Source organism: Marinobacter sp. DSM 26671 (assembly GCF_900112835.1).
Lineage (GTDB): Bacteria > Pseudomonadota > Gammaproteobacteria > Pseudomonadales > Oleiphilaceae > Marinobacter > Marinobacter flavimaris.
This window is the reverse complement of the sequence record NZ_FONF01000009.1, coordinates 60,266-82,611: the sequence shown is the minus strand read 5'-3', so window position 1 is coordinate 82,611 and position 22,346 is coordinate 60,266. Positions and strand designations below refer to the sequence as shown.

The 22,346-nt window shown below is 57.1% G+C and carries 17 protein-coding genes; 7 read left to right on the top strand and 10 right to left on the bottom strand.

Annotated features, from left to right (window positions below; translation table 11 throughout):
- Positions 1 to 69: 69 nt before the first annotated feature.
- Together BM035_RS11875 and BM035_RS11870 are read left to right on the top strand one after the other, a co-directional pair.
- Entirely contained in the window at positions 70 to 2,145 is a 2,076-nt protein-coding gene (locus BM035_RS11875) for a TonB-dependent receptor family protein (RefSeq protein ID WP_008175356.1), read from the top strand.
- A 38-nt stretch (positions 2,146 to 2,183) separates the two neighbouring features.
- Positions 2,184 to 3,542 carry a TrpB-like pyridoxal phosphate-dependent enzyme gene (locus BM035_RS11870; protein ID WP_008175355.1) on the top strand — a complete coding sequence of 453 codons (1,359 nt, stop codon included), beginning with the start codon at positions 2,184 to 2,186 and terminating at the stop codon, positions 3,540 to 3,542.
- Here the strand turns inward: BM035_RS11870 and BM035_RS11865 are convergent, their stop codons facing one another.
- From BM035_RS11865 to tmpT, 5 genes are all read right to left on the bottom strand, one after another.
- Positions 3,543 to 5,378, bottom strand: a complete 1,836-nt coding sequence (locus BM035_RS11865; protein ID WP_254775488.1) for an alkaline phosphatase D family protein — start codon at positions 5,376 to 5,378, stop codon at positions 3,543 to 3,545. It abuts the gene before it with no gap.
- A gap of 92 nt (positions 5,379 to 5,470) precedes the next feature.
- Complete coding sequence (locus BM035_RS11860; protein ID WP_092032014.1) at positions 5,471 to 7,030, bottom strand: SpoVR family protein; 1,560 nt, start codon at positions 7,028 to 7,030, stop codon at positions 5,471 to 5,473.
- Positions 7,027 to 8,316 carry a YeaH/YhbH family protein gene (locus BM035_RS11855; protein ID WP_206748289.1) on the bottom strand — a complete coding sequence of 430 codons (1,290 nt, stop codon included), beginning with the start codon at positions 8,314 to 8,316 and terminating at the stop codon, positions 7,027 to 7,029. The genes BM035_RS11860 and BM035_RS11855 overlap by 4 nt, the downstream gene beginning before the upstream one ends.
- 39 nt (positions 8,317 to 8,355) lie before the next feature.
- A complete protein-coding gene (locus BM035_RS11850) occupies positions 8,356 to 10,278 on the bottom strand; it encodes a PrkA family serine protein kinase (RefSeq protein ID WP_008175348.1) in 1,923 nt (640 codons plus the stop codon).
- Positions 10,279 to 10,594: 316 nt separating this feature from the next.
- A complete protein-coding gene (gene tmpT / locus BM035_RS11845) occupies positions 10,595 to 11,248 on the bottom strand; it encodes a thiopurine S-methyltransferase (RefSeq protein WP_008175346.1) in 654 nt (217 codons plus the stop codon).
- A gap of 93 nt (positions 11,249 to 11,341) precedes the next feature.
- On the opposite strand from tmpT, the gene BM035_RS11840 reads away from it, so the two are divergent.
- Positions 11,342 to 12,277, top strand: coding sequence for a D-2-hydroxyacid dehydrogenase (locus BM035_RS11840; protein ID WP_092032012.1), 936 nt, complete (start codon positions 11,342 to 11,344; stop codon positions 12,275 to 12,277).
- A 48-nt stretch (positions 12,278 to 12,325) separates the two neighbouring features.
- Here BM035_RS11840 and BM035_RS11835 read toward each other — a convergent pair whose 3' ends face one another.
- Entirely contained in the window at positions 12,326 to 13,579 is a 1,254-nt protein-coding gene (locus BM035_RS11835; protein ID WP_092032009.1) for an OmpP1/FadL family transporter, read from the bottom strand.
- Positions 13,580 to 13,779: 200 nt separating this feature from the next.
- Here BM035_RS11835 and BM035_RS11830 point away from each other — a divergent pair, with 200 nt between their 5' ends.
- Positions 13,780 to 15,141, top strand: a complete 1,362-nt coding sequence (locus tag BM035_RS11830) for a YihY/virulence factor BrkB family protein (RefSeq protein WP_092032006.1) — start codon at positions 13,780 to 13,782, stop codon at positions 15,139 to 15,141.
- Here the strand turns inward: BM035_RS11830 and BM035_RS11825 are convergent.
- From BM035_RS11825 to BM035_RS11810, 4 genes are all read right to left on the bottom strand, one after another.
- Positions 15,124 to 16,173, bottom strand: a complete 1,050-nt coding sequence (locus BM035_RS11825; RefSeq protein ID WP_053112941.1) for an HDOD domain-containing protein — start codon at positions 16,171 to 16,173, stop codon at positions 15,124 to 15,126. The genes BM035_RS11830 and BM035_RS11825 overlap by 18 nt on opposite strands.
- 110 nt (positions 16,174 to 16,283) lie before the next feature.
- Positions 16,284 to 17,513, bottom strand: coding sequence for a DUF445 domain-containing protein (locus tag BM035_RS11820; protein WP_014578176.1), 1,230 nt, complete (start codon positions 17,511 to 17,513; stop codon positions 16,284 to 16,286).
- A gap of 119 nt (positions 17,514 to 17,632) precedes the next feature.
- Positions 17,633 to 18,367, bottom strand: a complete 735-nt coding sequence (locus BM035_RS11815; protein ID WP_053112940.1) for a 16S rRNA (uracil(1498)-N(3))-methyltransferase — start codon at positions 18,365 to 18,367, stop codon at positions 17,633 to 17,635.
- Between the two features lie 29 nt (positions 18,368 to 18,396).
- Positions 18,397 to 19,749 carry an adenosylmethionine--8-amino-7-oxononanoate transaminase gene (locus BM035_RS11810; RefSeq protein ID WP_092032003.1) on the bottom strand — a complete coding sequence of 451 codons (1,353 nt, stop codon included), beginning with the start codon at positions 19,747 to 19,749 and terminating at the stop codon, positions 18,397 to 18,399.
- Between the two features lie 247 nt (positions 19,750 to 19,996).
- On the opposite strand from BM035_RS11810, the gene BM035_RS22965 reads away from it, so the two are divergent.
- The 3 genes from BM035_RS22965 to BM035_RS11795 are packed head-to-tail and all read left to right on the top strand — an operon-like array spanning position 19,997 to position 22,338.
- On the top strand, positions 19,997 to 20,464 hold the full coding sequence (locus BM035_RS22965; RefSeq protein WP_241956210.1) for a type VI secretion system PAAR protein: 468 nt from the start codon (positions 19,997 to 19,999) through the stop codon (positions 20,462 to 20,464).
- Between the two features lie 6 nt (positions 20,465 to 20,470).
- A complete protein-coding gene (locus BM035_RS11800; RefSeq protein ID WP_199185500.1) occupies positions 20,471 to 21,733 on the top strand; it encodes a phospholipase effector Tle1 domain-containing protein in 1,263 nt (420 codons plus the stop codon).
- Positions 21,730 to 22,338, top strand: coding sequence for a DUF2931 family protein (locus BM035_RS11795; RefSeq protein ID WP_053112937.1), 609 nt, complete (start codon positions 21,730 to 21,732; stop codon positions 22,336 to 22,338). The genes BM035_RS11800 and BM035_RS11795 overlap by 4 nt, the downstream gene beginning before the upstream one ends.
- Positions 22,339 to 22,346: the final 8 nt, after the last annotated feature.

The window sequence follows — 22,346 nt, the reverse complement described above, 5'->3', positions numbered from 1 at the left end:
TCCATTTCCCCATCGCTGGCGTACCCGTTATCAAGAGAAACCTTGATAAGCGAACCCTGAGGAGGCCCCTTGAGCAGGAATAACTACCTGGCAGTGCTTGTTCTGTCACCGGTGTGGATGTCGAGCTCGCTTCCGGCGATTGCACAGTCGTCATTGGACAACGATGAGGAGCTGGTGCTTCAAGTAACGTCACCAAGACTGGTTCGGGATCTGTACGAAACGCCCGCGGCAGTCTCGGTCATCAACGCACCCGATATCCGTGAGGGTCAGCAGCGTCTGCAACTGGATGAATCCCTCAATACCGTTCCGGGCCTGTTTTTTCAGAACCGCTACAACTTCGCCCAGAATCTCAGATTGTCTACTCGCGGATTTGGTGCCAGAGCGCCCTTCGGTATTCGGGGTATCCGGATTCAGGTGGATGGTATCCCCTACACGCTGCCCGATGGCCAGTCCCAGATCGATGCCATTGATCTGGATTCCGCCCAGCGAATCGAGGTCATTCGGGGGCCTGCCTCCGTTCAGTATGGGAATGCCGCGGGCGGTGTGATCGATATTTCCACTGCGTTGGGTGATGAGCTGCCCCAGGGCGGTCGGCTGCGGCTCGATGGCGGCAGTGACGACTATCGCAAGGCCGCGATACAGGGAAATGGCGTTGATGGTGATACCAGCGGCATAGCAACGCTTTCCTGGCTGACCTTTGATGGCCACCGGGAGCAGAGCAAGGCAGAGAAAGCACTGTTCAACGCCCGTGTGGCACGGGATCTGGATTCTGGACGGCGGATAACCGCCACATTCAACGCGCTGCATAACCCCAAATCCGAAGATCCGGGTGGGCTCACCCTGGCCCAGGCCGAAGAAGATCCGGAGCAGGCCACCGCATTGGCCAAGAGGCTGGACAGCAGCCAGACCGTGAACCAGCAGACCCTGGGTGTAAGATTTGAAGACTCGGGCGTCCTTCCCGGCCAACTCACCCTCGATACCTTCTACACTCACCGGGATTTCGCACAGCAGTTGCCGTTTCCCGGAAGCAGCCGCATAGCCTACGACCGGCACTTTTACGGCATCAGTTCCCAGTATCAGCAGGAATCGACGCTGGCCGGATTGCCTCTGGTGTGGGTAACCGGCCTGGATGTTCACCATCAGTCCGACGACCGGCGCCGCTATTCGGTGTCTATCGATGGCGATATCACCGGCCAGACCCAGGCGGAAAACCAGAGTGCTACCAATGTGGCGGTGTTTGGCCAGGGCGACCTGGCGCTGAGCGACGCACTCAACGTCTCCCTTGGCGTGCGGTTCGACCGGTTGCGTCTGGCCATTGACGACGACTGGCTGCAAGACGGTAACGATGATTCGGGCAACCGGACTTTCCGGGAATACAGTGGCGTTGCCGGTATCAGCTACAAGCTGGCACCGGCGCACCAGGTATACGCCACCCTTGGTACGGCGTTCGAGTCACCCACCTTTACCGAGTTTGCCAATCCGAATGGCGGCGGCTTCAATCCCGAGCTGGAGCCGCAGCAGGCATTGAATCGCGAGATGGGTATGCGCGGCATGCTTGGCCGTGGCCTCAGCTATGACATGGCCCTGTTCTCCATCCGGGTGGAGGACGAGATCCTGCCCTTTAACGTGGGCGATCAGACCTTCTACGAAAACGCCGGCGAAACCCGTCGCAATGGTTTTGAACTGGGTCTGGCCTGGGACCTTTCGTACGCCTGGCGGGTAACCAGCGCGCTGACCCTGGCGGATTACGAGCTAAGGGACTTTGTGGATGAGCAGGGCAACGACGCCAGCGGCAACGCTATTCCAGGTCTGCCGGAGCAACTCTGGGTGAGCGAGCTGGAGTGGCGCGGTGCAGCCGGTCGTTTCGCGGCTCTGGAGTGGCAGTATGTGGGCGAGTTCTACGCCGAAAACAGCAACCAGACCCTGGTGAGTGACTATTGGCTGGTCGGTATGCGTGCCGGCGATTCAGTACGGATGGCGGATCAGACCCTGAACCTGTATGCCGGAATCCGCAATCTGCTGGATCAGGACTACTTCAGTAACGTGCGGATAAATGCCAACGCGAACCGCCCTGTGGAAGACCGGGGCTATTTCGAACCCGCCCCGGGAAGAACTTTTTATGCGGGCCTGGAATGGGTATTCTGAGGGGCGATAACAACACAAACAGTAGGGATTTTTAATTCATGCAAACCAAGTTCCTTCTCGAAGAAAGCCAGATGCCGAAATACTGGTACAACCTGCAGGCGGATCTGCCTGAGCCGTTGCCCGCCGTGCTGCACCCGGGCACCCAGCAACCAGTGGGCCCGTCCGATCTTGAGCCGTTATTTCCGATGGCCTTGATTGAACAGGAAGTGACCACTGAGCGGGAAATCGAGATCCCTGAGCCGGTACGTGACGTTTACAACCTCTGGCGGCCGGCGCCTCTGTACCGGGCCCATCGTCTCGAGAAGGCCCTCGGCACACCGGCAAAGATCTTCTACAAATACGAAGGCGTCAGCCCGGCGGGCAGTCACAAACCGAATACTGCAATTCCCCAGGCTTTCTACAATCGTGAAGCGGGCATTCGCACCCTCACTACCGAAACCGGTGCAGGGCAGTGGGGCACATCGCTGTCCTTTGCCGGCTCTCTGTTCGATATCGACGTTACGGTGTTCCAGGTTAGGGTTTCCTACAACCAGAAGCCCTATCGCCGAGCGGTCATGGAAACCTACGGCGCCAAATGTGTGGCTTCGCCCTCGGAGCTGACCGAGTTTGGCCGCAAGGTGCTGGCAGAGACTCCGGACCACAATGGTAGTCTGGGCATCGCCATCTCCGAAGCGGTGGAACTGGCGGTCAAGGACCCGAACACCAAGTATGCCCTGGGCTCGGTTCTCAACCATGTGTTGCTTCACCAGAGCATCATCGGCCTGGAAGCCATGCAGCAGATGGAAATGGCGAACTGCTGGCCCGATGTGATTGTGGGTTGTACTGGCGGTGGTTCCAACTTTGCCGGAATTGCTTTCCCGTTTATGGGGCACGCCCTGAGAGGCGGCGAGAAATCCCGGATTGTGGCGGTAGAGCCCTCGGCCTGTCCCACGCTGACCCGGGGCAAGTACGCCTACGATTACGGTGATACTGCCCACATGACCCCGCTGACCAAGATGCATACCCTGGGCTCCGGCTTTACACCGCCGGGCTTCCACGCCGGCGGTCTGCGGTACCACGGTATGGCACCCCTGGTTTCACATGCCAAGGAGCTGGGGCTGTTTGATGCGGTGTCCTACACTCAGCGGGAGTGCTTCGAGGCCGGCGTTCTGTTTGCGAGGAACGAAGGTATCGTGCCGGCTCCGGAGGCCAACCATGCGGTCAAGGGTGCCATTGACGAAGCCCTGCGCTGCAAGCGGGAAGGCAAGGATGAGGTGATCCTGTTCAACCTCTGCGGTCATGGCCATTTTGATATGGCAGCCTACACCTCCTACTTCGCCGGTGAACTGAGCGACCACGAGTACGACGAACAGGAACTGGCCATGGCCCTGTCCGGGCTGCCCTCGGTCAACGCCTGATCAGTCGTCTTTCGCCCGCTGTTTGAAAATCGTACCCCCGCCGCCGGCATCCAGTTGTCGGATGGCGGTGGGTGCGCCCTCGTCATCCAGTCGCACGTCTCCGATGCCCGCGCCGTTCCACAGCCGCTCGCCGGCCTCGCGGCCCTCGGGTAGCCTGGGGGAAATCCACATGCGCCGTCTCTTGGTGAACCAGTTAAGGGGCGACCAGGGTGCGAACAGCCAGCGATTGAGCCGGTCCAGCCATTCCAGCAGGGCGTTGGGGAATTCGTTCTTGATGCCGCTACTGGTGATCTGCCAGACGCGGGGACCGTTCTGTTTGTGGCGCACCCTCACATCGTAGGCAAACGAATAGTGAACATCGCCTGAGAGAATCACGAAGTGTCTGGGCGTTCGGGGGTGGCCGAAGATATTCAGTAGCACACTGGCCGCGCCCCGATGCGCCATCCAGTTTTCAGCATCCACCAACAGCGGCTTGCCAAAGAAGGTAAACACCCGCTGGATCATCTCGATGAGCTTTACCCCGAACATTGGCGCCGGCGAAACCACCACGACGGCATCCTCGCCCATGATTTCGTGTTGAAAATCGGTCAGTGATTCCCAGTCCATCAGTCCGGAGGGGTGACTGCGCCGGATTTCGCTCCGCCAGCGATGGGTGCGGGTGTCCAGCACCACCAGTCTGGGTGATGTTGGCAGGCTGAAGTGCCAGTGTTGAAAGTGGAACAGCTGGTCGATCAGATCATCCTGAATGGCCGTATCCAGCTCGTGTTGCCCGTTGCTGGACTCGAACAGCCTCTGACACTGTTCGATCAGTTGGCCGAAATTGCCAGGCTGGTTGCCCCAGCCCTGGCACAAAAGATAGCCCAGCAGGGCATTGCCAATAATGCGCCGGGAAAAGGGGTGTTCGTAAGCGGTGGTTTCCCAGAGCGCGGAGAGATTCCAGTCGTCCGTCACGTCATGATCGTCAAAGATCATATAGACGGACACGTTGGCCATGGCCCGCGCTGCCTGCGGAAGGCTCTTGCGGAACTCGTTGATGGCGGCCTGTTCTTTCCGATAGCGCGCCAGCTCGTCCGGGTCATCGACCGGTTCAGCACTGGTCACACACGCCCAGGGTTCCGGGGACCAGACCAGCAGATACATGGCCATCACCTCGGCAAAGGAAATCAGGTGGTTGCCCGCATTGGCCGTGGTGAACACCGGTTTGCGGACGCCACCGAAGAAGCGCTCGGTCAGGTCTTCATTGAATTCGGATTCCGGCAGCAGTTCATCCCGGTGGTAATAGGCATTCGCCACCGAAGTCAGTTCCTTGCTGTGCGAAAGCGAGGCGCCTTCCAGTACCTCCTGGTAAAGGCCCAGTTGGTGAATGACACACTGGATGGCATGTAACATCGGGCCGGCCACATCATCGGCGTAAACCTGGTCGCCGGTCATCAGGAGCAGAGACGGAACGTCCTCAAGCTTCTTTGCCTTCTGCAGTTCTTCATCCACTCGAACCAGCCCGTCAGGAGAGGGGTGGTGGGGTCTTCGGCAGGAGCCGTGGAGTATTCGGTCCAGCCTGGATTTCAGGGTAAAGCCCGGCCTCTCCCGGCCCTCGGGGCAGAGATGTGGAGCCCACGTCCGGATCCACTTGCAAACCTCTGAGCCGTCGGCGGTGAGCCCCAGGTCGTATTCCAGCCGGGTGTCCTGTGGAAGAGCAGTTTCAGGAGTAATGGTCAGCAGATTCAACCAGGCTCGGGTACCGACCCGCAGCCGGGTAATCTCTGAATTCTCCAGCGGGCGATCCAGGAGGAGATCTTCGCCCTGGAAAATTCGCACAGTGAAAGAGGCCCGCTCCATTGTGACGAGCCATAAAACTATCGCGTCAGGCGCTGAATGACGAAGTACCGGTCCGGCCAGTACCCCGTCGGATTTGCCACCAGGCTCCAGGTTCAGTCCTCCTCAACTTCCCTGGGCGGGCAGTGGTGGTCCTCCACCACGGTGCCATCGTCCACGCTCTCGAGGTGCACATCAAAGCCCCACAACCGGTGCACGTGCCGCAGGACTTCGTCAGTTTCCTTTCCAAGGGGGACGCGGTCCACGGGAATGTGGCGCAGGGTCAGTGAGCGATCGCCGCGGACATCCACATTCCATACCTGGATGTTGGGTTCCCGATAGCTGAGGTTGTACTGGCGCGCCAGCTTCTCTCGCAGGTCTCGGTAGCCGGGGTCGTCGTGGATGGCGGTTACCCGGTACACGTCTTCCTGATCATCATTCTGGATTGCGAAAAGTTTCAGATCCCGCATTACCTTGGGAGAGAGGAACTGCTGGATGAAGCTCTCATCCTTGAAGTTCTTCATCGCAAAATGCAGGGTTTCCAGCCAGTCGCTGCCAGCGATGTCCGGGAACCACTCCCGGTCTTCCTCGGTGGGGTTCTCGCAGATTCGGCGGAGATCCGTAAAGATGGAGAACCCAAGAGTGTAGGGATTAAGCCCGGAATACCAGGGACTGTTATATGGCGGCTGGTACACCACCGCCGAGTGGCTCTGGAGAAACTCGAGCATGAAGCCGTCGGTCACCAGCCCCTTGTCGTACATGCGATGCAGCAGGGTGTAGTGCCAGAAGGTGGCCCATCCTTCATTCATGACCTGGGTCTGGCGCTGGGGATAGAAGTACTGCCCAAGCTTCCGCACGATGCGGATGATTTCCCGCTGCCAGGTTTCCAGCAATGGCGCGTTTTTCTCGATGAAGTAGAGAATGTTCTCTTGGGGCTCCTCCGGATAGCGTTTACGTCGTTTTACCGGGTCATCATCGTCGTCCATTTTCGGAATGGTGCGCCAGAGATCGTTGATGCGCCGTTGCTGGTATTCTTCTCGTTCTTTCTGGCGTCGCATTTCTTCCGACGCCGATATCGGGGCAGGCCGCTTGTACCGATCCACCCCGTAGTTCATCAGGGCGTGGCAGGAATCCAGGATTTCCTCCACGGCGTCCACGCCATAGCGCTCCTCACACTCCGCCACGTAATGACGGGCAAACACCAGGTAATCGATGATCGCGCTGGCGTCGGTCCAGGTGCGGAACAGGTAGTTACCCTTGAAGAAGGAGTTGTGGCCATAAGAGGCATGGGCAATAACCAGCGCCTGCATCGGCAGGGTGTTTTCCTCCATCAGGTAGGCGATGCAGGGATTGGAGTTGATCACGATCTCGTAGGCCAGGCCCATCTGGCCGCGCTGATAGCCCTTTGAGGTGCTGAGAAACTGTTTGCCGAAGGACCAGTGATGGTAGCCAACGGGCATGCCCACGGAGCTGTAGGCGTCCATCATCTGTTCTGCGCTGATCACCTCGATCTGGTTCGGGTAGGTGTCCAGGCCGAACTCGGCGGCGCACTTGGCAATCTCGTCATCGTATTCCTGGATCAGCTCGAAGGTCCACTCAGAGCCTGTGGAGATTGGCTCCCGGGCCCTGGGCTGATCACTTCCCGGCATATTGGGGCGGTCCATGAGGTTGGTCATGCGGCTTTCCTCTCGAACAGCTGGCGGAATACCGGGTAGATTTCACCGGGGTCGGCGATCTGCTGCAGGGCAAAGCTCTGGGGGAATTGCTCCTGAATCTTCTCGTATTCATACCAGAGCATCTGGTGGTCCTGCGGCGTGATTTCCACATAGGCAAAGTACTGAACCAGCGGCAGGATATTGTCGGCCAGGATCTTGCCGCATACCGGGGAATCGTCGTTCCAGTTATCCCCGTCTGACGCCTGCGCTGCGTAGATGTTCCATTCTGCCGGGGAATAACGGGACTCAATAATCTTGTGCATCAGCTTGAGGGCGCTGGAGACGATCGTGCCCCCGGTTTCCCGCGAATAGAAGAACTCTTCCTCGTCCACTTCCTTGGCGCTGGTGTGGTGCCGGATGAAGACCACTTCGATCTTCTTGTAGTTTTTCTTGAGGAACAGGTACAGCAGGATGAAAAACCGCTTGGCGATGTCCTTGTGCATCTGGGTCATGGATCCGGATACATCCATCAGGCAAAACATCACGGCGCTGGTGGCCGGCTGCGGTTTTTTCAGGTGCTGGCGATAGCGCAGGTCGATTTCATCAATGAAGGGAATGCGGCGAACGTTTGCTTTCAGTCGCGCGATTTCCTCCTCGAGTACCTGGATCTGATCCTCATGGCTGAACGCCGGGTCCAGATCTTCTGGCGCCGATTTCAGCGCTTCAAGCTGCTTTTCCAGATCCCGGATCTTCTTCTTGCGCGCCCCTCCCAGGCCCAGCCTGCGCGCGTGGGCCCCGCGCAATGAGCGCACTACATCAAGCTTGGCCGGCACCCCATCGGTGCTGAAGCCAGAGCGGACATATTTGAAGGCTTCGGTATCCTTGAGTTTCTTGCGGGCCAGGTTCGGCAGTTCGAGATCGTCGAACAGAAAATCCAGGAATTCTTCCTGGGTAATCTGGAAAGCGAACTCATCCATGCCTTCGCCGTCCGGGCTGGCCTGCCCCTGCCCGGAGCCCTGGCCCCCACCACCATCGGGCTTGGGAATGGTGTCACCGGCCACAAACTCCTGGTTGCCCGGATGCACCATCTCCCGCTTGCCGCCCTGGCCATGGTGAAAGATGGGTTCTTCAATGTCGCGAGACGGAATACTGACTTTCTCGCCCCGCTCTATATCGGTGATCGAGCGTTTCTGAACAGCATCCGACACCGCACGTTTGATGTGGTGTCGGTAACGGCGCAGGAACCGTTCACGGTTCACTGCGCTCTTGTTCTTACCGTTCAGTCGCCGGTCGACTATGTGGGTCATTCCCATGGCGTTACTCCAGCTCAGTGAATGGTCACTGACTTAGTGAGACTTGCGAACCCGCAGGTACCATTCAGCCAACAGCCGCACCTGCTTCTCCGTGTAGCCTCGGTCGACCATACGCTCGACGAACTGCTTGTGCTTGTTCTGATCTTCCTGACTCGCTTTCGGGTTGAAAGAAATCACAGGCAACAGATCCTCGGTGTTCGAGAACATTTTCTTCTCGATCACGGCGCGCAGTTTCTCGTAGCTGAGCCAGGACGGATTCTTGCCACCGTTGTTCGCCCGGGCCCGCAGGACGAAGTTGACCACTTCGTTGCGGAAATCCTTCGGGTTGGAAATGCCCGCCGGTTTCTCGATTTTTTCCAGCTCTTCGTTGATTGAGGAGCGGTCGAGGATCTCGCCGGTATCCGGATCCCGGTATTCCTGATCCTGAATCCAGAAATCGGCATAGGTGACATACCGGTCGAACAGGTTCTGGCCGTATTCGCTGTAGCTCTCGAGGTATGCGGTCTGGATTTCCTTGCCGATAAACTGCACATAGTGCGGTGCCAGGAATTCCTTGATGAACCGGAGATACTTCTCATGAGTTTCAGCAGGGAACTGCTCCTGTTCGATCTGTTTTTCAAGAACGTAGAGCAGATGCACCGGGTTGGCGGCCACTTCAGTGGTGTCGAAATTGAACACCTTGGACAGGATCTTGAAGGCGAAACGTGTGGAGAGCCCATCCATACCTTCCATCACGCCGGCGGCGTCACGGTACTCCTGGATCGATTTGGCTTTCGGGTCCGTGTCCTTGATGTTCTGGCCGTCATAAACCCGCATCTTGGAGAAGATGCTGGAGTTTTCCGGCTCCTTGATGCGCGACAGCACGGAGAACTGGGCCAGCATGTCCAAAGTGTCGGGCGCGCAGGGAGCACCTTCCAGGGAGCTGTTGCTCAGCAGTTTCTTGTAGATCTCGATTTCTTCCGTAACCCGAACACAGTAGGGCACCTTGACGATATAGACCCGGTCAAGGAACGCCTCGTTGTGTTTGTTGTTGCGGAAGGTCTGCCACTCTGATTCGTTGGAGTGGGCCAGGATCACGCCATCAAAGGGCACCGAGCCCATGCCTTCGGTGGTGTTGTAGTTGCCTTCCTGGGTCGCGGTCAGCAACGGATGCAGGACCTTGATGGGAGCCTTGAACATCTCCACGAACTCCATCAGGCCCTGGTTGGCCTTACACAGGCCACCGCTGAAGCTGTACGCATCCGGATCATCCTGGGAGAAATCCTCCAGCATGCGGATGTTGACCTTGCCCACGAGGGCGGAAATGTCCTGGTTGTTGTCGTCCCCGGGTTCGGTTTTGGAGACAGCGACCTGGTCGAGTACCGACGGATACATTTTCACAACGCGGAACTGGCTGATGTCGCCGCCGAATTCGTGCAGCCGTTTAACGGCCCAGGGCGACATGATGTTTTTCAGGTAGCGAGCGGGGATGCCGTATTCTTCTTCCAGAATCTGGGCGTCTTCGGCCGGATCGAACAGGCCAAGTGGAGATTCGTTCACTGGCGAGCCCTTGATGGCGTAGAAGGGCACTTTTTGCATCAGTGACTTGAGCTTTTCCGCGAGGGAGGATTTACCACCGCCCACGGGACCAAGCAGGTAAAGAATCTGTTTCTTTTCTTCCAGGCCCTGGGCAGCATGGCGGAAGAAGGAGACGATGTTTTCTACGGCGTCTTCCATGCCATAGAACTCGGAAAACTCGGGGTACCGCTTGATGACCTTGTTGGAAAATATCCTTGAAAGCCTCGGATCTTTCGAGGTGTCGACGAACTCTGGCTCGCCGATGGCAATTAACATTCTCTCAGCGGCCGTGGCGTAGGCCGTTGGGTCCTTTTTGCAGATCTCCAGGTATTCCTCAAGACTGTATTCTTCTTCCTGAGTACTCTCATACCGGTCTTTGAAGTGCTGCAGTATGCTCATAGATCGCCCTCGCTCGCTGTATCTTCAGCTTTCAGTTCACGCAATTTCCCCGTTGCAGTCAGTTCCGCCCGTCCGGGCGGTTTAGTTAGTTATGGGTGGAAGGAATGGATACTTACAAGCCTGTGCACGATCTTGTCGAGGTCGGCTTGCTTACTTTGAGCTTAGTTCACGGTTCGGGAGTTGGACAGTGTGTGAGTGGTTAAGGTTCATTAAATTATGTTAGGCGGGTGTGTTGGTTTTGTAGCCTTCTGGCGGAGGGGGCTGGAGAGCCACCCGGTACACTCCGATCAGGCCTCCGGGGGGATGCCCCGGGAAGCTAGAGTTTGGTTAAACGGAAGACGCTTTCAGATGCGTTTTCCAGGCCTTTTCTCTTTGTAAACGGATGATCCTTGGCCAGGGTATTGGTCAGGATGTGCTCGATTTTATAGTCGTCCTGGTAAAGTTCCCGCACTTCCTCGTCACTGACGTTGAACGGCGGGCCCTTGATTTCGGTGTCGTAGTCCAGGGTGATGAGCAGGATTCTGGTGCCGTCGGGGATTATGGCGGTAAGGTGGTTTACGTAGTCTCTGCGCATGTGGGGCGGCAGGGCGATCAGGGCGGCCCGGTCGTAGACCAGTCGAACGTGTTTGAGGTCTTCCGGAACCAGTTGGAAGAAGTCGCCGCACCAGAGCTGCAGGTTGTCGTGTTTGAAGGTTATGAAGGGTTCGCCGGGGTGAACTTTGGCTTTCTCGCCGGCTTCTTCGAAGAAGTCCTTGCAGGCCAGTTCGCTCAGCTCTACACCGATGATCGGATGGCCGCGGTCGTGGAGCCACCACATGTCGTGGGCTTTGCCGCAGAGGGGCACGAAAACGGCGTCGGTGCCTTTGCCAGCCAGTTCCGGCCAATGGTCGTGGAGATACTGGTTAACCGTGCCCTCGTGGAAACCGATTTCTTTTTTGGCCCAGCGTTCGTGCCAGAATTCATGTTCCATGGTTCATACCCTGTTCGTGCTTGGACATGTTGAGTTTTGGACGTTTAACCAAGTCTACCCTAATCTGTGGCCATCTGGATTCAGGAGAAAAGTATGAAAGCTGTGTTTCTTGATGCCAAAACTCTTGGCGACGATGTGGATCTCTCGCCCATCGAGTCGGTGACCGGCGGGTTGGAAAAGTATGATCGGACCACGCCGGATCAGATCCTGGAACGCATCCGGGGGTTCGATACCGTGCTGGTCAATAAAGTAGTGCTCACCCGTGAGCATTTCGAGGCCTGCCCCGAACTCAAGACCATCGCCGTGGTGGCGACCGGATTGAATAACATCGATCAGGCGGCGGCGAAGGATCACGGCATCAAGGTCATGAACGTGACCAACTACGGCCGCTCAACGGTGGCGCAGCACACCATGGCGTTGATGCTGGCACTGGCCACTCGGCTTCTGGATTACACCCGCGATGTCCAGGCAGGGCGATGGGGCAAAAGTGACATGTTCTGCCTGATGGATCATCCGATCATGGAACTGGAGGGGCTCACTCTTGGTATTGTCGGTTACGGTGATCTGGGGCAGGGCGTGGCGGAGCGGGCTGCGGCCTTTGGTATGAAGGTTCTTCTTGGAGCTCGGCCCGGGCAGGAACCGGGTGTGGTCGATGGCTATTCGCGAATTCCACTGGACGAATTGCTACCCCAGGCAGACGTGCTCTCGCTGCACTGCCTGCTGACCGACGAGACCCGGGATCTGATCGGTGCCCGCGAACTGAAAATGATGAAGCCCGACTCGTTGCTCATCAACACCAGCCGCGGAGGCCTGGTAAACGAACAGGCGCTTGCGGACGCGCTGCGCGCCGGTGAGATCGGCGGTGCCGGTTTCGATGTGTTGACCGAGGAACCGCCCCGCAACGGCAACCCTTTGCTGGCGGACGATATTCCCAATCTGATTATGACCCCGCACTCGGCCTGGGCCAGTCGGGAAGCGCGGCAGAGGATCGTCGGCATCACCGCTGTCAATCTGAAATCTGTGCTGTAACAGGAAAGCCCCGGAAGATCCGGGGCTTTGCAGACTGGCCTTGGGAGATCAGTATTTCCAGCCCACGCTCACCGAGGCACCCAGCTGGTACATTTCCAGATCAATGGTCTGGTTCGGTGCCAGCGGGTTGGGACCGGTCACTGTCTTGGCCGGGGAATAAAAGGCCATGCCAGACACATCAAGGTTTTCGCTGAAGCTGTGGGTAAATCCTCCAGTGAAGTGCCACTCCTGAACGCCCGGTGCCAGGATGTTGAACAGCACATCTTCATCGGAGATAGGATTCTCTCCATAGCTGACGCCGGCCCGCCAGGCATGCGCCGGTGTTTGCTGCCACTGCCAACCCAGCTTGACGATGGTCATGTCGTCCCAGCCAAAGCCTGCGCCATTATCATCGCCGAGCTGTGCCGTCTGCAGATTGGGCAGCAGCGGGTTGCCCACGCTGTTGATCTCGCTGTAACGGATGTGCTGGATATCCAGCAGGAACCAGTGGTTTTCAAGTCCGGACCAGGCGATACCCGCGTTGAACATCTGGGGAATGTCGAAGTCGCCCTGTTCCGCAAAAAGGCCGCGGTATTTGTCGAACTCGTTCATCTTCAGAATGTTGCGCCAGCTCAGGCCGCCGCGGAGGGTGTCGGTGATTTCACCTTGCCAGCCGATCTGGTAACCGTAACCCCAGGCATCGTCGGTGCCGTTGTTGGAGAGTGCGCCCGGGTCTGAAGAGAATGGCGCGAAACTCTGCAGGCCTTCAGCTTCAAAACGCTGATAGGCAATGACTGGTGAAAGGCCGAAGGCGTGGTTGTCGGAGAACTCCCAGGACCAGGTCGGGGCAATAAAAAGCTGCTCGAGGTTAACGCCGGTACGGCCTGCGTAGAAAGGCCCACCGCTTTCACCCGAGTAGTCGGTGTTCATGCCACCATTGGCAAACACCGAAACGCCGAAACTTGTGGTGTCGGAAAGTTCCCGATTAAAGCCCAGGTGGGGGATAACGAAACCGTTGCGGCTGCTTTTGTAAGTGCCCGGCTGCAATGAGAACGCAGGGGGAGGAGAGACCGGACCCTCTACGGTGTATTCCCGCCGGGGCGAAAAAACTTCGAATCCACCGTCAATCCGGTTCCCGACAAAAGCCATACCGGCCGGGTTGGTTGCCGCTGCAATGCTGTCCTGGGACAGTGCAGTGCCCGCGCCGGCCATGCCTTTACTGGTGGTGCCGTAGCCGTGACTGAAATAGCCGTTGGTGGCCAGGGCAGTCACCGGTGAGAAGACGGTAAGTGCAGCAACGCCCAGAGCAAGTTTGATTCGCATGAGAAAATACCTGATCAGAAAATACCATTTCTTGAATAGCGGCCTTTTTACAGAAGATCTGTTATAAGAGGGAGTAATAAATGCTGATATGGTTATATTGGATGTGTAGCCCTCGCAAACTGCCGTTAATCGGCCATACTCTGGTTACACCGGATATCTGACTGATAATCTGAATAAAACATGGAACGACAGGACCTAAAGTGGCTTCATTCCAATTAAAAGACCGGCTTCAGGCAGCTGAGCGCTGGATTCTGGCGAATCCCAATCCGCCCCAGAGTTGGCCCTGGACCTGGTTGTACAAGGTCGGCCGCACTGCCTATGCGATGGCTCGGGATGTTCTCAGTGGACAATTGACTCTCCACGCCATGAGTCTTGTGTACACAACCCTGCTGAGTATCGTGCCTCTCCTTGCCCTGAGCTTCTCGGTATTGAAGGCGCTGGGAGTGCATCAGCGGATGGAGCCGTTCCTGTTCCAGTTCTTTGAGCCGCTGGGACCGCAGGGGATTGATCTTGCCGAACAGATCCTGGGCTTCGTCGATAATATGAAAGTCGGCGTACTGGGATCGGTGGGCCTGGCGCTGCTGGTTTATACGGTGGTGTCACTGCTCCAGAAAATCGAGCGTTCCTTCAATATGATCTGGCGCGTGCCAGACATGCGTTCCATGGCGCAGCGATTCAGCAATTACCTGAGCGTGATCATGGTGGGACCGCTTCTGATGGTTTCGGCCATTGGCGTCAGCGCGACCATTTTTTCCTCAACCATCGTCCAGAAGCTAATCGAAATCGAACCGTTCGGCTCGGTGATTCTTGTGGCCAGCCGGTTCACCCCGTTTTTCCTGGTGGTTGGTGCTTTCACATTCGTCTATGTATTCATGCCCAATACCCGGGTCAAGCTCCGTTATGCGGCCATCGGTGGTCTGGTGGCCGGGGTATCCTGGCAGGCGGCCGGCATGCTGTTCGCCTCTTTCGTTGCCGGGTCTGCGAAGTACGCGGCAATCTATTCCAGTTTCGCCATCGGCATTATTCTGCTCATCTGGATCTATCTGAACTGGATGATTCTCCTGCTGGGCGCCAGCATCGGGTTCTATCTGCAGAATCCCGGCTCCGTGGCCAAGCGGCGCGAGGTGCAACTGGCACCAGAGCTGCAGGAAAATGTGGCGCTGGCGACCATGTGGCTGGTGGCCAAGCCCTTCAGCGAGGGCAAGCCTGCACCCCAGCAGGAATTACTGGAATACGAGCTGAGGGTGCCGGGTGAGGTAACCCGGGCTCTCAGTGACAAACTGATCCGTGCCGGTTTACTGAGCCTGGCCGGCAGTCAGGGCGATCGGCTGGTGCCCGGGCGGGCGCTGGATCTGATAACGATCGGAGACGTTCTCAGGGTTGTACGCCACGACGAGGACCGGATTGTTGATCGGCTCCCGAAAGTGATTCCTGCCGAATTGGTGGGAATCCGCAAGGTGGAGGAAACACGAACCTTTGCGGAGTTATTGCGCGGCGACGAGGCAAAGGAAAAACCAGGAGCTGTGGCGGAGAGGGAGCCTGTCTCAACTTCTGACAGTTGAACGGCCGCCTTCCCGAAGCATTTTCTGCAGCGCGTTGCGAATGTTGCTGATCTGATCCGGGGTCAGGCGCACCACTTTTGGCAGGTCCTCTTCTGCGAGGTTGCGTTGATGGGCGTGCCTGAGTACTTCCCGTGTGCCAATAACCATGCCGTCCGTCAGCGGAGTGTGCTTCTGTTTTGGGGCTGGCCGTTCCGCGGCCAGCAGGTAGGCATGGTACTTGGGGGGAAGGTTCCATTCGTTCGCCAGGAGCTGGCAGGTAGCCCACTGGTATCTGGCCAGAGCATGCCGAATAAGCGCTGGCTCCGGTTCGCCGATTGCTGTGCGCGACCGGCAGATTCGCTGAAGTTCACGGCGGATCGTGATGTACGCCAGTGAGGGCAGCAGGCCTACCATAAAGTGTGCACTGGTGTCTTCGCCCTGGGTTCTGGCGATCAGTTCCGCCGCCCGGGCACAGGTCAGCCCCCAGCGCCAGCCACGCTGACCAAACAGCGCTTCCCGGCTGTTCCTTGCGGCCATCATGGGGCGCATAACTGCCGCGGAAATCACGTTCCGGATGCCATCTACCCCCAGTACAAATACCGCCTGGTCCACCGATTCAATGGCGTGGTCGCTGGTCCGGAAGTAGGGGCTGTTGGCAATCTGAAGCAATTGATCGGTCAACGAGGGATCACCAAGAATGATCTCCGTGAGCCGCTGGCGGTCTGTGGACTCGTCGGACAGGGCCCGCATGAGCATGGGCAGGCTCATGGGTTGGCGGGGCAGTTCCTCCATTTTGTTGCTGGTGAGCCGCTGATAAAGCTCCTTCAGCACTTCCTCGTAGGAAGAAAGATCAACACGCAGGGCTGCCGGCTCGGCATCCAGCAGCCAGCAGAACAGATGTTCCTCAAGCTGTTGGGCAAGCTCCGGGCTGGTGTCAGGGGTGTCGGTAGCCGGCTTCTCCGGGGATGGATTGAACAGCCGCGCTTCCGGAGCGGGTGGTGCAGATTGTTTGCTTGGGAATAATCCTGAAATCCAGGAGAGAAAACCTGGCATCCGTTGCCTCCGGGTCGAACCTGTTCGAAGTAATGAACCTCCGTTTCCGAGAGTATAGATGTACGACGCATCCTTGCACAGGTTTTAAGCCGGTGAATTATTGCAGGAATTTACAGGAACGACTCCCCGAACACGAACACCAGTTGGCATATGCCGGCGCCAAAGCCGAGGAATGCGCCCACCAGGATCAGTTTGATTTCATCCTCCTGGAAACAGGGCCGTAGCAAGTCCTGAAACTCTTCGGAAGACAGTGCAATCATCCGCTCGACCATGATCGATTCGACGGCTCTGGCCCGGTCCTTCTCGAACACCGGGTTGTTGAACGATGTCTGTGATATTTCGATGGCCTTCTCGCCAACCTTGTTCTTGAGCGTTGCAAAGCCAGTGGGTCCGAAGGCCATCTGGGTCAGCGCCTTGCCCATGCCGGCGGTTTCATCCACCAGCGGTTTGATGTGCTTCTTGACCATGTTGCGGGCGCGATCACCCTTGGGCCCATCAAGAATCGCGTTGATGATGTTGCCAACGGTGAGAATCTCGTGGGTCACGATGTGGCAGAATGACTCAGCCACGGCCGGCTGGCGTTTCAGGAAAAGACCCTGAATCCGGAAGGGGCCGACTTTTTTGGCGTGCAGCGGCCGGAAAATCACATTCAGGGCAATCCAGTTGGTTGCCCAACCCACCAGAAGACCGAAGAACGGCAGCACCCACCAGCTCGGATAGACATACCAGACTGCCATCTGGATCAGGCCGAACAAAAAGCCGAAGTAGAGCCCAGAGTTGATGATGAACCGGAATTCCACCTCACCGCACTCGATAAAGATCCGGTTCAGCAGCTCCTTGTCGCTGGCCAGGCGCTCAATGACCATGCCCTTGATATCCAGCAGGTCTTCAATGTTGTCGGAGACATCTTCCACCAGGTTGTCCACGAGCTGGGGCGTGGATTTGCGGACGCGATCGTAGACCATCTTCCTGGCCGAGGCCGGCAGGTTTTCCCAGAAGGTGGGGTATTCCTTGAGCATCATTTCGTCCACGTATTCCTCGATGCGGGGTTCGACGGAGTGAACGATATGGGTGGCGAGAACTTTCGGATCGATCTGCTGAAAGATCTCCCGAACGGTTCCGATCTTGGAAATCGTGGCATCGACACTGATGGCCGCCATTTTACGGGCCTTCGAGGGAATAATGCCTTGCCAGCCAAGCAGCGGTGGTTTGCCGATGAATTCCAGCGGGTAGAAGGTCATCTTGATGGCCAGCCAGTTGGTGGTCCAGCCAATCAGGGCGGCAATGACCGGGATACTGAGGTATTGCCAGAATTCTTGGGTGCTTAGCAGGCTTGTCATCCCGTTACTCGCGTGTGATCGTTTTTTTGCTTTCGGAGTCGACAGGGATAATGTTGTTGGCACCCCTTCATGTCAATGACTTGCGTGCCGACATGAGACGGCGGCACGGTCGGGATGGGTCAGCTGCCTATGTCACCCCAAAGCCATTGGCAAAGCGCCATGGCCGCAACTGGGGCGGTTTCCGTTCGCAGTACCCGGGGGCCGAGGGCCACCGGCAGGAAACCTTCTTTTTCCGCCTGGGCGATTTCCTCGGGGGAGAGGCCGCCTTCCGGGCCGATCATGAGAGCCACCCGTTCTGGGGGGATGATGGACTTCAGGGCGTGTTCGGTGCGGTGGTGGAGAACCAGGCGGACTTCGCAATCGCGGCTGTGTTCCAGCCACTCGGAAACCGTCATCACCGGCAGGATCTCTGGCACCCGGGCGCGCCCGCACTGCTCGGCGGCGCTGATGGCAACGGATTGCCAGTGGCGCAGGCGCTTGTCTTCCCGGTCGCCCTTCAGTTTTACGTCGCATCGTTCGGTGGTTAATGGCACGATGCGGGAAACACCCATTTCCACCGCTTTTTGCACTGCGTAGTCCATGCGGTCACCCTTGGAGAGGGTCTGGCCGAGAACGATTTCCAGTGGGGATTCGGTGGTGTTGGCTTCCGGGGTACCAACCTGGACTTCCACGTTCTTCTTGCTGGCACTGGAAATGGTGGCGGGGTAGTCGTTGCCATCACCGTTGAAAAGCAGCAGCTCCTGTCCCGGCTGCATGCGCAATACCCGGCCCACATGTTGTGCGGCGTTGTCATCAAGTGCTGCGGTGCCGCCCTCGGTGAGGGCGGAATCGGTGTAGATGCGGGGTATGCGCATGAGCTGGTCTCTCAGATTCCGGGCGGCTGTCAGTCGCGAACTGCGATCTCAATGCCTTCCGTCGCAACCTGGCCCAGATGGCGGATCTGTTCTTCGGTGATCACGTAAGGCGGCATGAAGTAAACCACATTACCCAGGGGGCGAAGCAAGGCCTGGCGGGTTAATGCATGCTGGTAAACACGAATGCCACGGCGCTCCTGCCAGGGGAAGGGCGTTTTCGACGCTTTATCTTTCACCATTTCCACCGCCATGGTCATGCCATGCTGGCGAATGTCGCCGACATTGGGGTGCTCCGCAAGATGGGCGACGGATTTGGCCATGCACGTGGAGAGCGCGCGGTTGCTCTCAATCACATTGTCATCCCGGAAGATGTCCAGGGTCGCCAACGCCACGGCGCAGCCAATGGGGTTGCCCGTGTAGCTGTGGCTGTGCAGAAACGCCTTGAGGGTCTCATAGTCGTCGTAGAAGGCGTTGTAGACATCATCGGTGGTCAGTACCACCGACAGAGGCAGGTAGCCGGCGGTGAGCCCCTTGGACAGGCACATGAAATCCGGAGTGATGCCCGACTGCTCACAGGCAAACAGGGTGCCGGTGCGGCCAAAACCAACGGCAATCTCATCGGCAATCAGGTGCACGCCATAGCGGTCGCAGGCTTCCCGCAGTTTGGTGTGGTAGATGGGATGGTGCATGCGCATGCCGCCGGCGCACTGGATCAGCGGCTCCACCACCACGGCGCAGATTTCGTCATGCTTTTCTGCCAGCAGCTTTTCCATGGCTTCAAACTGGCGCAGCGCGTAGGCTTCGTCGGTCTCACCCGGCTCCTTGTTGAAGGCGTCCGGTGAGGGGGCTGTCAGCACTTCCATCAGTAGCGGCTGATAGGTGTCCTTGTAGAGCGAGACATCGCCGAGGGCAAGCGCACCCAGGGTTTCACCGTGGTAGCTGTTGCTCAGGTTCACAAAGTTCTTCTTGCCCGGTTTGCCGTGGTTCTTCCAGTAGTGGAAGCTCATTTTCAGGGCGGCTTCGATGGCGGAAGAGCCGTTGTCGGCGTAAAAGACCTTGTTCAGACCGGGCGGGGCAACTTCAATCAGTCGCTCGGACAGATTGACCACCGGCTCGTGGGTAAAACCGGCGAGGATAACGTGTTCGAGCTCGCCAATCTGCTTCTGGATCGCCGCGTTGATTCTCGGATTGGCGTGGCCAAAGAGATTAACCCACCAGGAGCTGACGGCATCGATAAATCGATTGCCTTCAAAGTCCTCAAGCCAGACACCCTCGCCACGCTTGATGGGCACCAGAGGCACGGCGCCTTCGTGGTCTTTCATCTGGGTGCAGGGGTGCCACACGGACTTGAGGCCACGGGTGACGAGGTCAGCATTGCGCATGATAATTCTCCGTCAGACGGTCTGATTCTGGGTTGTCGCTGTTAACCTGTGCGGATATTACAGTTAACAGCGGATATCGGCCACCCGGATTTCAGGTCGACCTGGCCCGGTATTGGCTGACGTTTCTTCGCTCTTGATTCCATCACACTGTGAGATCGATGGGTTTGGCTGGAAGAGCGCTTCAGTATAAACTGGCGCCGTATACCCCAAGGGTCAGGATGGCCCGGCAAAACGCAAAGGACGCGACATGAGTAAAGCGATAGTTCTGCTCGGAGACCTTGGCTCCGATCACGAAGGTTTCCCGCCCACGCCGGTGATCGCCGGTTCCCCCGATGTGTTGATTGATGGCAAGCCCGTTGCCCGGGTAGGCGACCCGCTGGCACCCCATTCCAAACCCAAACACCCGCCCCATCCGCGCACCATCACTGGAGGTTCGTCCACCGTCATGATCAATGGCAAACCGGCGGCGGTGACAGGCGGGGCGATTTCGTGTGGCGGTGTGACGATTGGGTCGGGGTCTGTGGTGATTGGTGATACTCACACGCCGGCGTCATTTTCGGGAGTATCCAGCGCCCCTGCGAAGTTAGGCAGGATCTTTGATGCTGCAGAATCCAAGAGTGGAGTTGAGGGTCTTTTGGATGCAGAAATGAAGACTGGGCCATCTCAATTGCGAGACGGTAGTCGTGCCGATGACGCCGATTTGAAGCATAGTTAAGATAAGATTCTTACTCGTCCTAACAAGCGAGAGAAAGCTGGAAATTCGCTGAGAATAGGCATCTTCTTCGATGGAACTGCCAACCACAAAGACAACGACAAACACCTGCCAGATAGGGATATTACCAATGTCGCGAAGTTGTTTGATCTCTACGAGTCTGGAGCAAATTCAGAGCGGATTTACATCCCCGGGCCAGGAACGATTGCCGGGCATATCGCGCCAGACGGCTTTGACGCTCGCGAAGACATAATTGGTTTGGCCTTGGGGGTAGGTCCCGAAGGGGGCCACAAACGGATTCAGACAGCGATCACTGCACTCAACGACATTCTGGACGAAAGTAAGCCTGATGTAGTTGTGTTGGATGTATTCGGGTTTAGCAGGGGAGCCGCGCTGGCCCGGCATTTCGTGAATCTCGTTAATGAGTGGCCCGCCTCAATAATTTTGCCAGAGATAAATGAGCCGAGCCTGTCAACGTCGGTAGTTAGCTTTCGTAAGTTAAATGCGTTTCCTCGCGATATCACTGCAAGAGTCGGATTTATAGGATTATTCGATACTGTAGGAAGCTTCTATCTTCCCGGAAATCAAAATAACCTGGATTTTAATGTCAATCTCAGGCCGGACAGTGCCGACAGGATTGTTCATCTGACCGCTCATCATGAGATCCGTAGAAACTTCCCCCTTTCGAGTATCCGGGAACCTGCTGGACTTCCATCCAATTTCTCAGAGATAGCATTGCCGGGTGTCCACTCGGATGTTGGTGGGGGTTATGAAAATCCGGTTGGAGGTATCCAGAATCACGAAATCTTCACTGTCAGAGTCTTTTCTGGTCACGGTATGAATTATCGGACAATCCAGAGTGCCCAGAAAAAAATTGAAGCGCTTAACCGAAATGATCACCGCAACATCCAGGCTCGCGTTGAGGGCACGGATGTAATCGCGGAGGAGAGGCGAGCAACTCGAAAGGAATTGGCGATTCATGCTCTTCACCTTATGTATGAGATGGCGGTATCAGAGGGCCTGCCCATGTCGCCTATGGATTTGTCAAACGCCAACCACAGAATCCCCGATGACCTTAAGAAAGCTATTGACGCTTGGCAGGAAGCTGGAGCCAACCTCTTTGCTGCTAGGAAGTATTTGGGGAAATACATGCATACCTCACATCGAGAGGATGTATTGCCTCACCTTCCTGAGAACTCTGGTAAGAGAAGGATCTTCTATAACAGGCCCTCGTTAGCCGTCCAACAACAAGAGGTCACTGCACGACCATGACAAAGCACGTTGCAAATTGTCTCGCCATCAGCCGCCAGATGGTGTTGTTGGTGTTGATCACTGGCCTTGTTGCCTGCTCTTCGGAGAGAAAAACCTATGAATACACCGTCATCGTCTCCGGGGGGCCATCCGGGTGGCCGGTCTGGGTTGAAGAGGTAACACTGAACGGCGACCGCAGAATACCCGGTGGAGCAATCAGTTACGGGTATGATCAAACGCCTCCAACTGGCGGCCGAATTGTTATAGACCCGGCACCAGTTCCGGAACGGGTCGAAGCCCGCTGGTTTTCGCACAGGGAGCAGAAATTTTACGAGGTCTCGCTACCCATGCCCGAGGAATTCAGTGAGACCGTTGCCGAGTGGTTCGAAGATTATCCGACGCCGAAGTATGGGCATTACTTTATCGTTGGCTTCTCAGGCAAAGGCCAGGCTCTGGCGTGGTGGCGAGCATCGTGTCGGGATTGCGCGGGTGACGAAGATTCAGGTTTTGCCGCCCCGGTAATCGACGAATTACGTGCTGAAGCTGCAAATGGTGACCCCTCCGGCTATCAAGCGCAGGTGCAGCATTACATTGACAAAGGGGTCATCCCTGCGCCCGCCAGGTAGGACGTTGA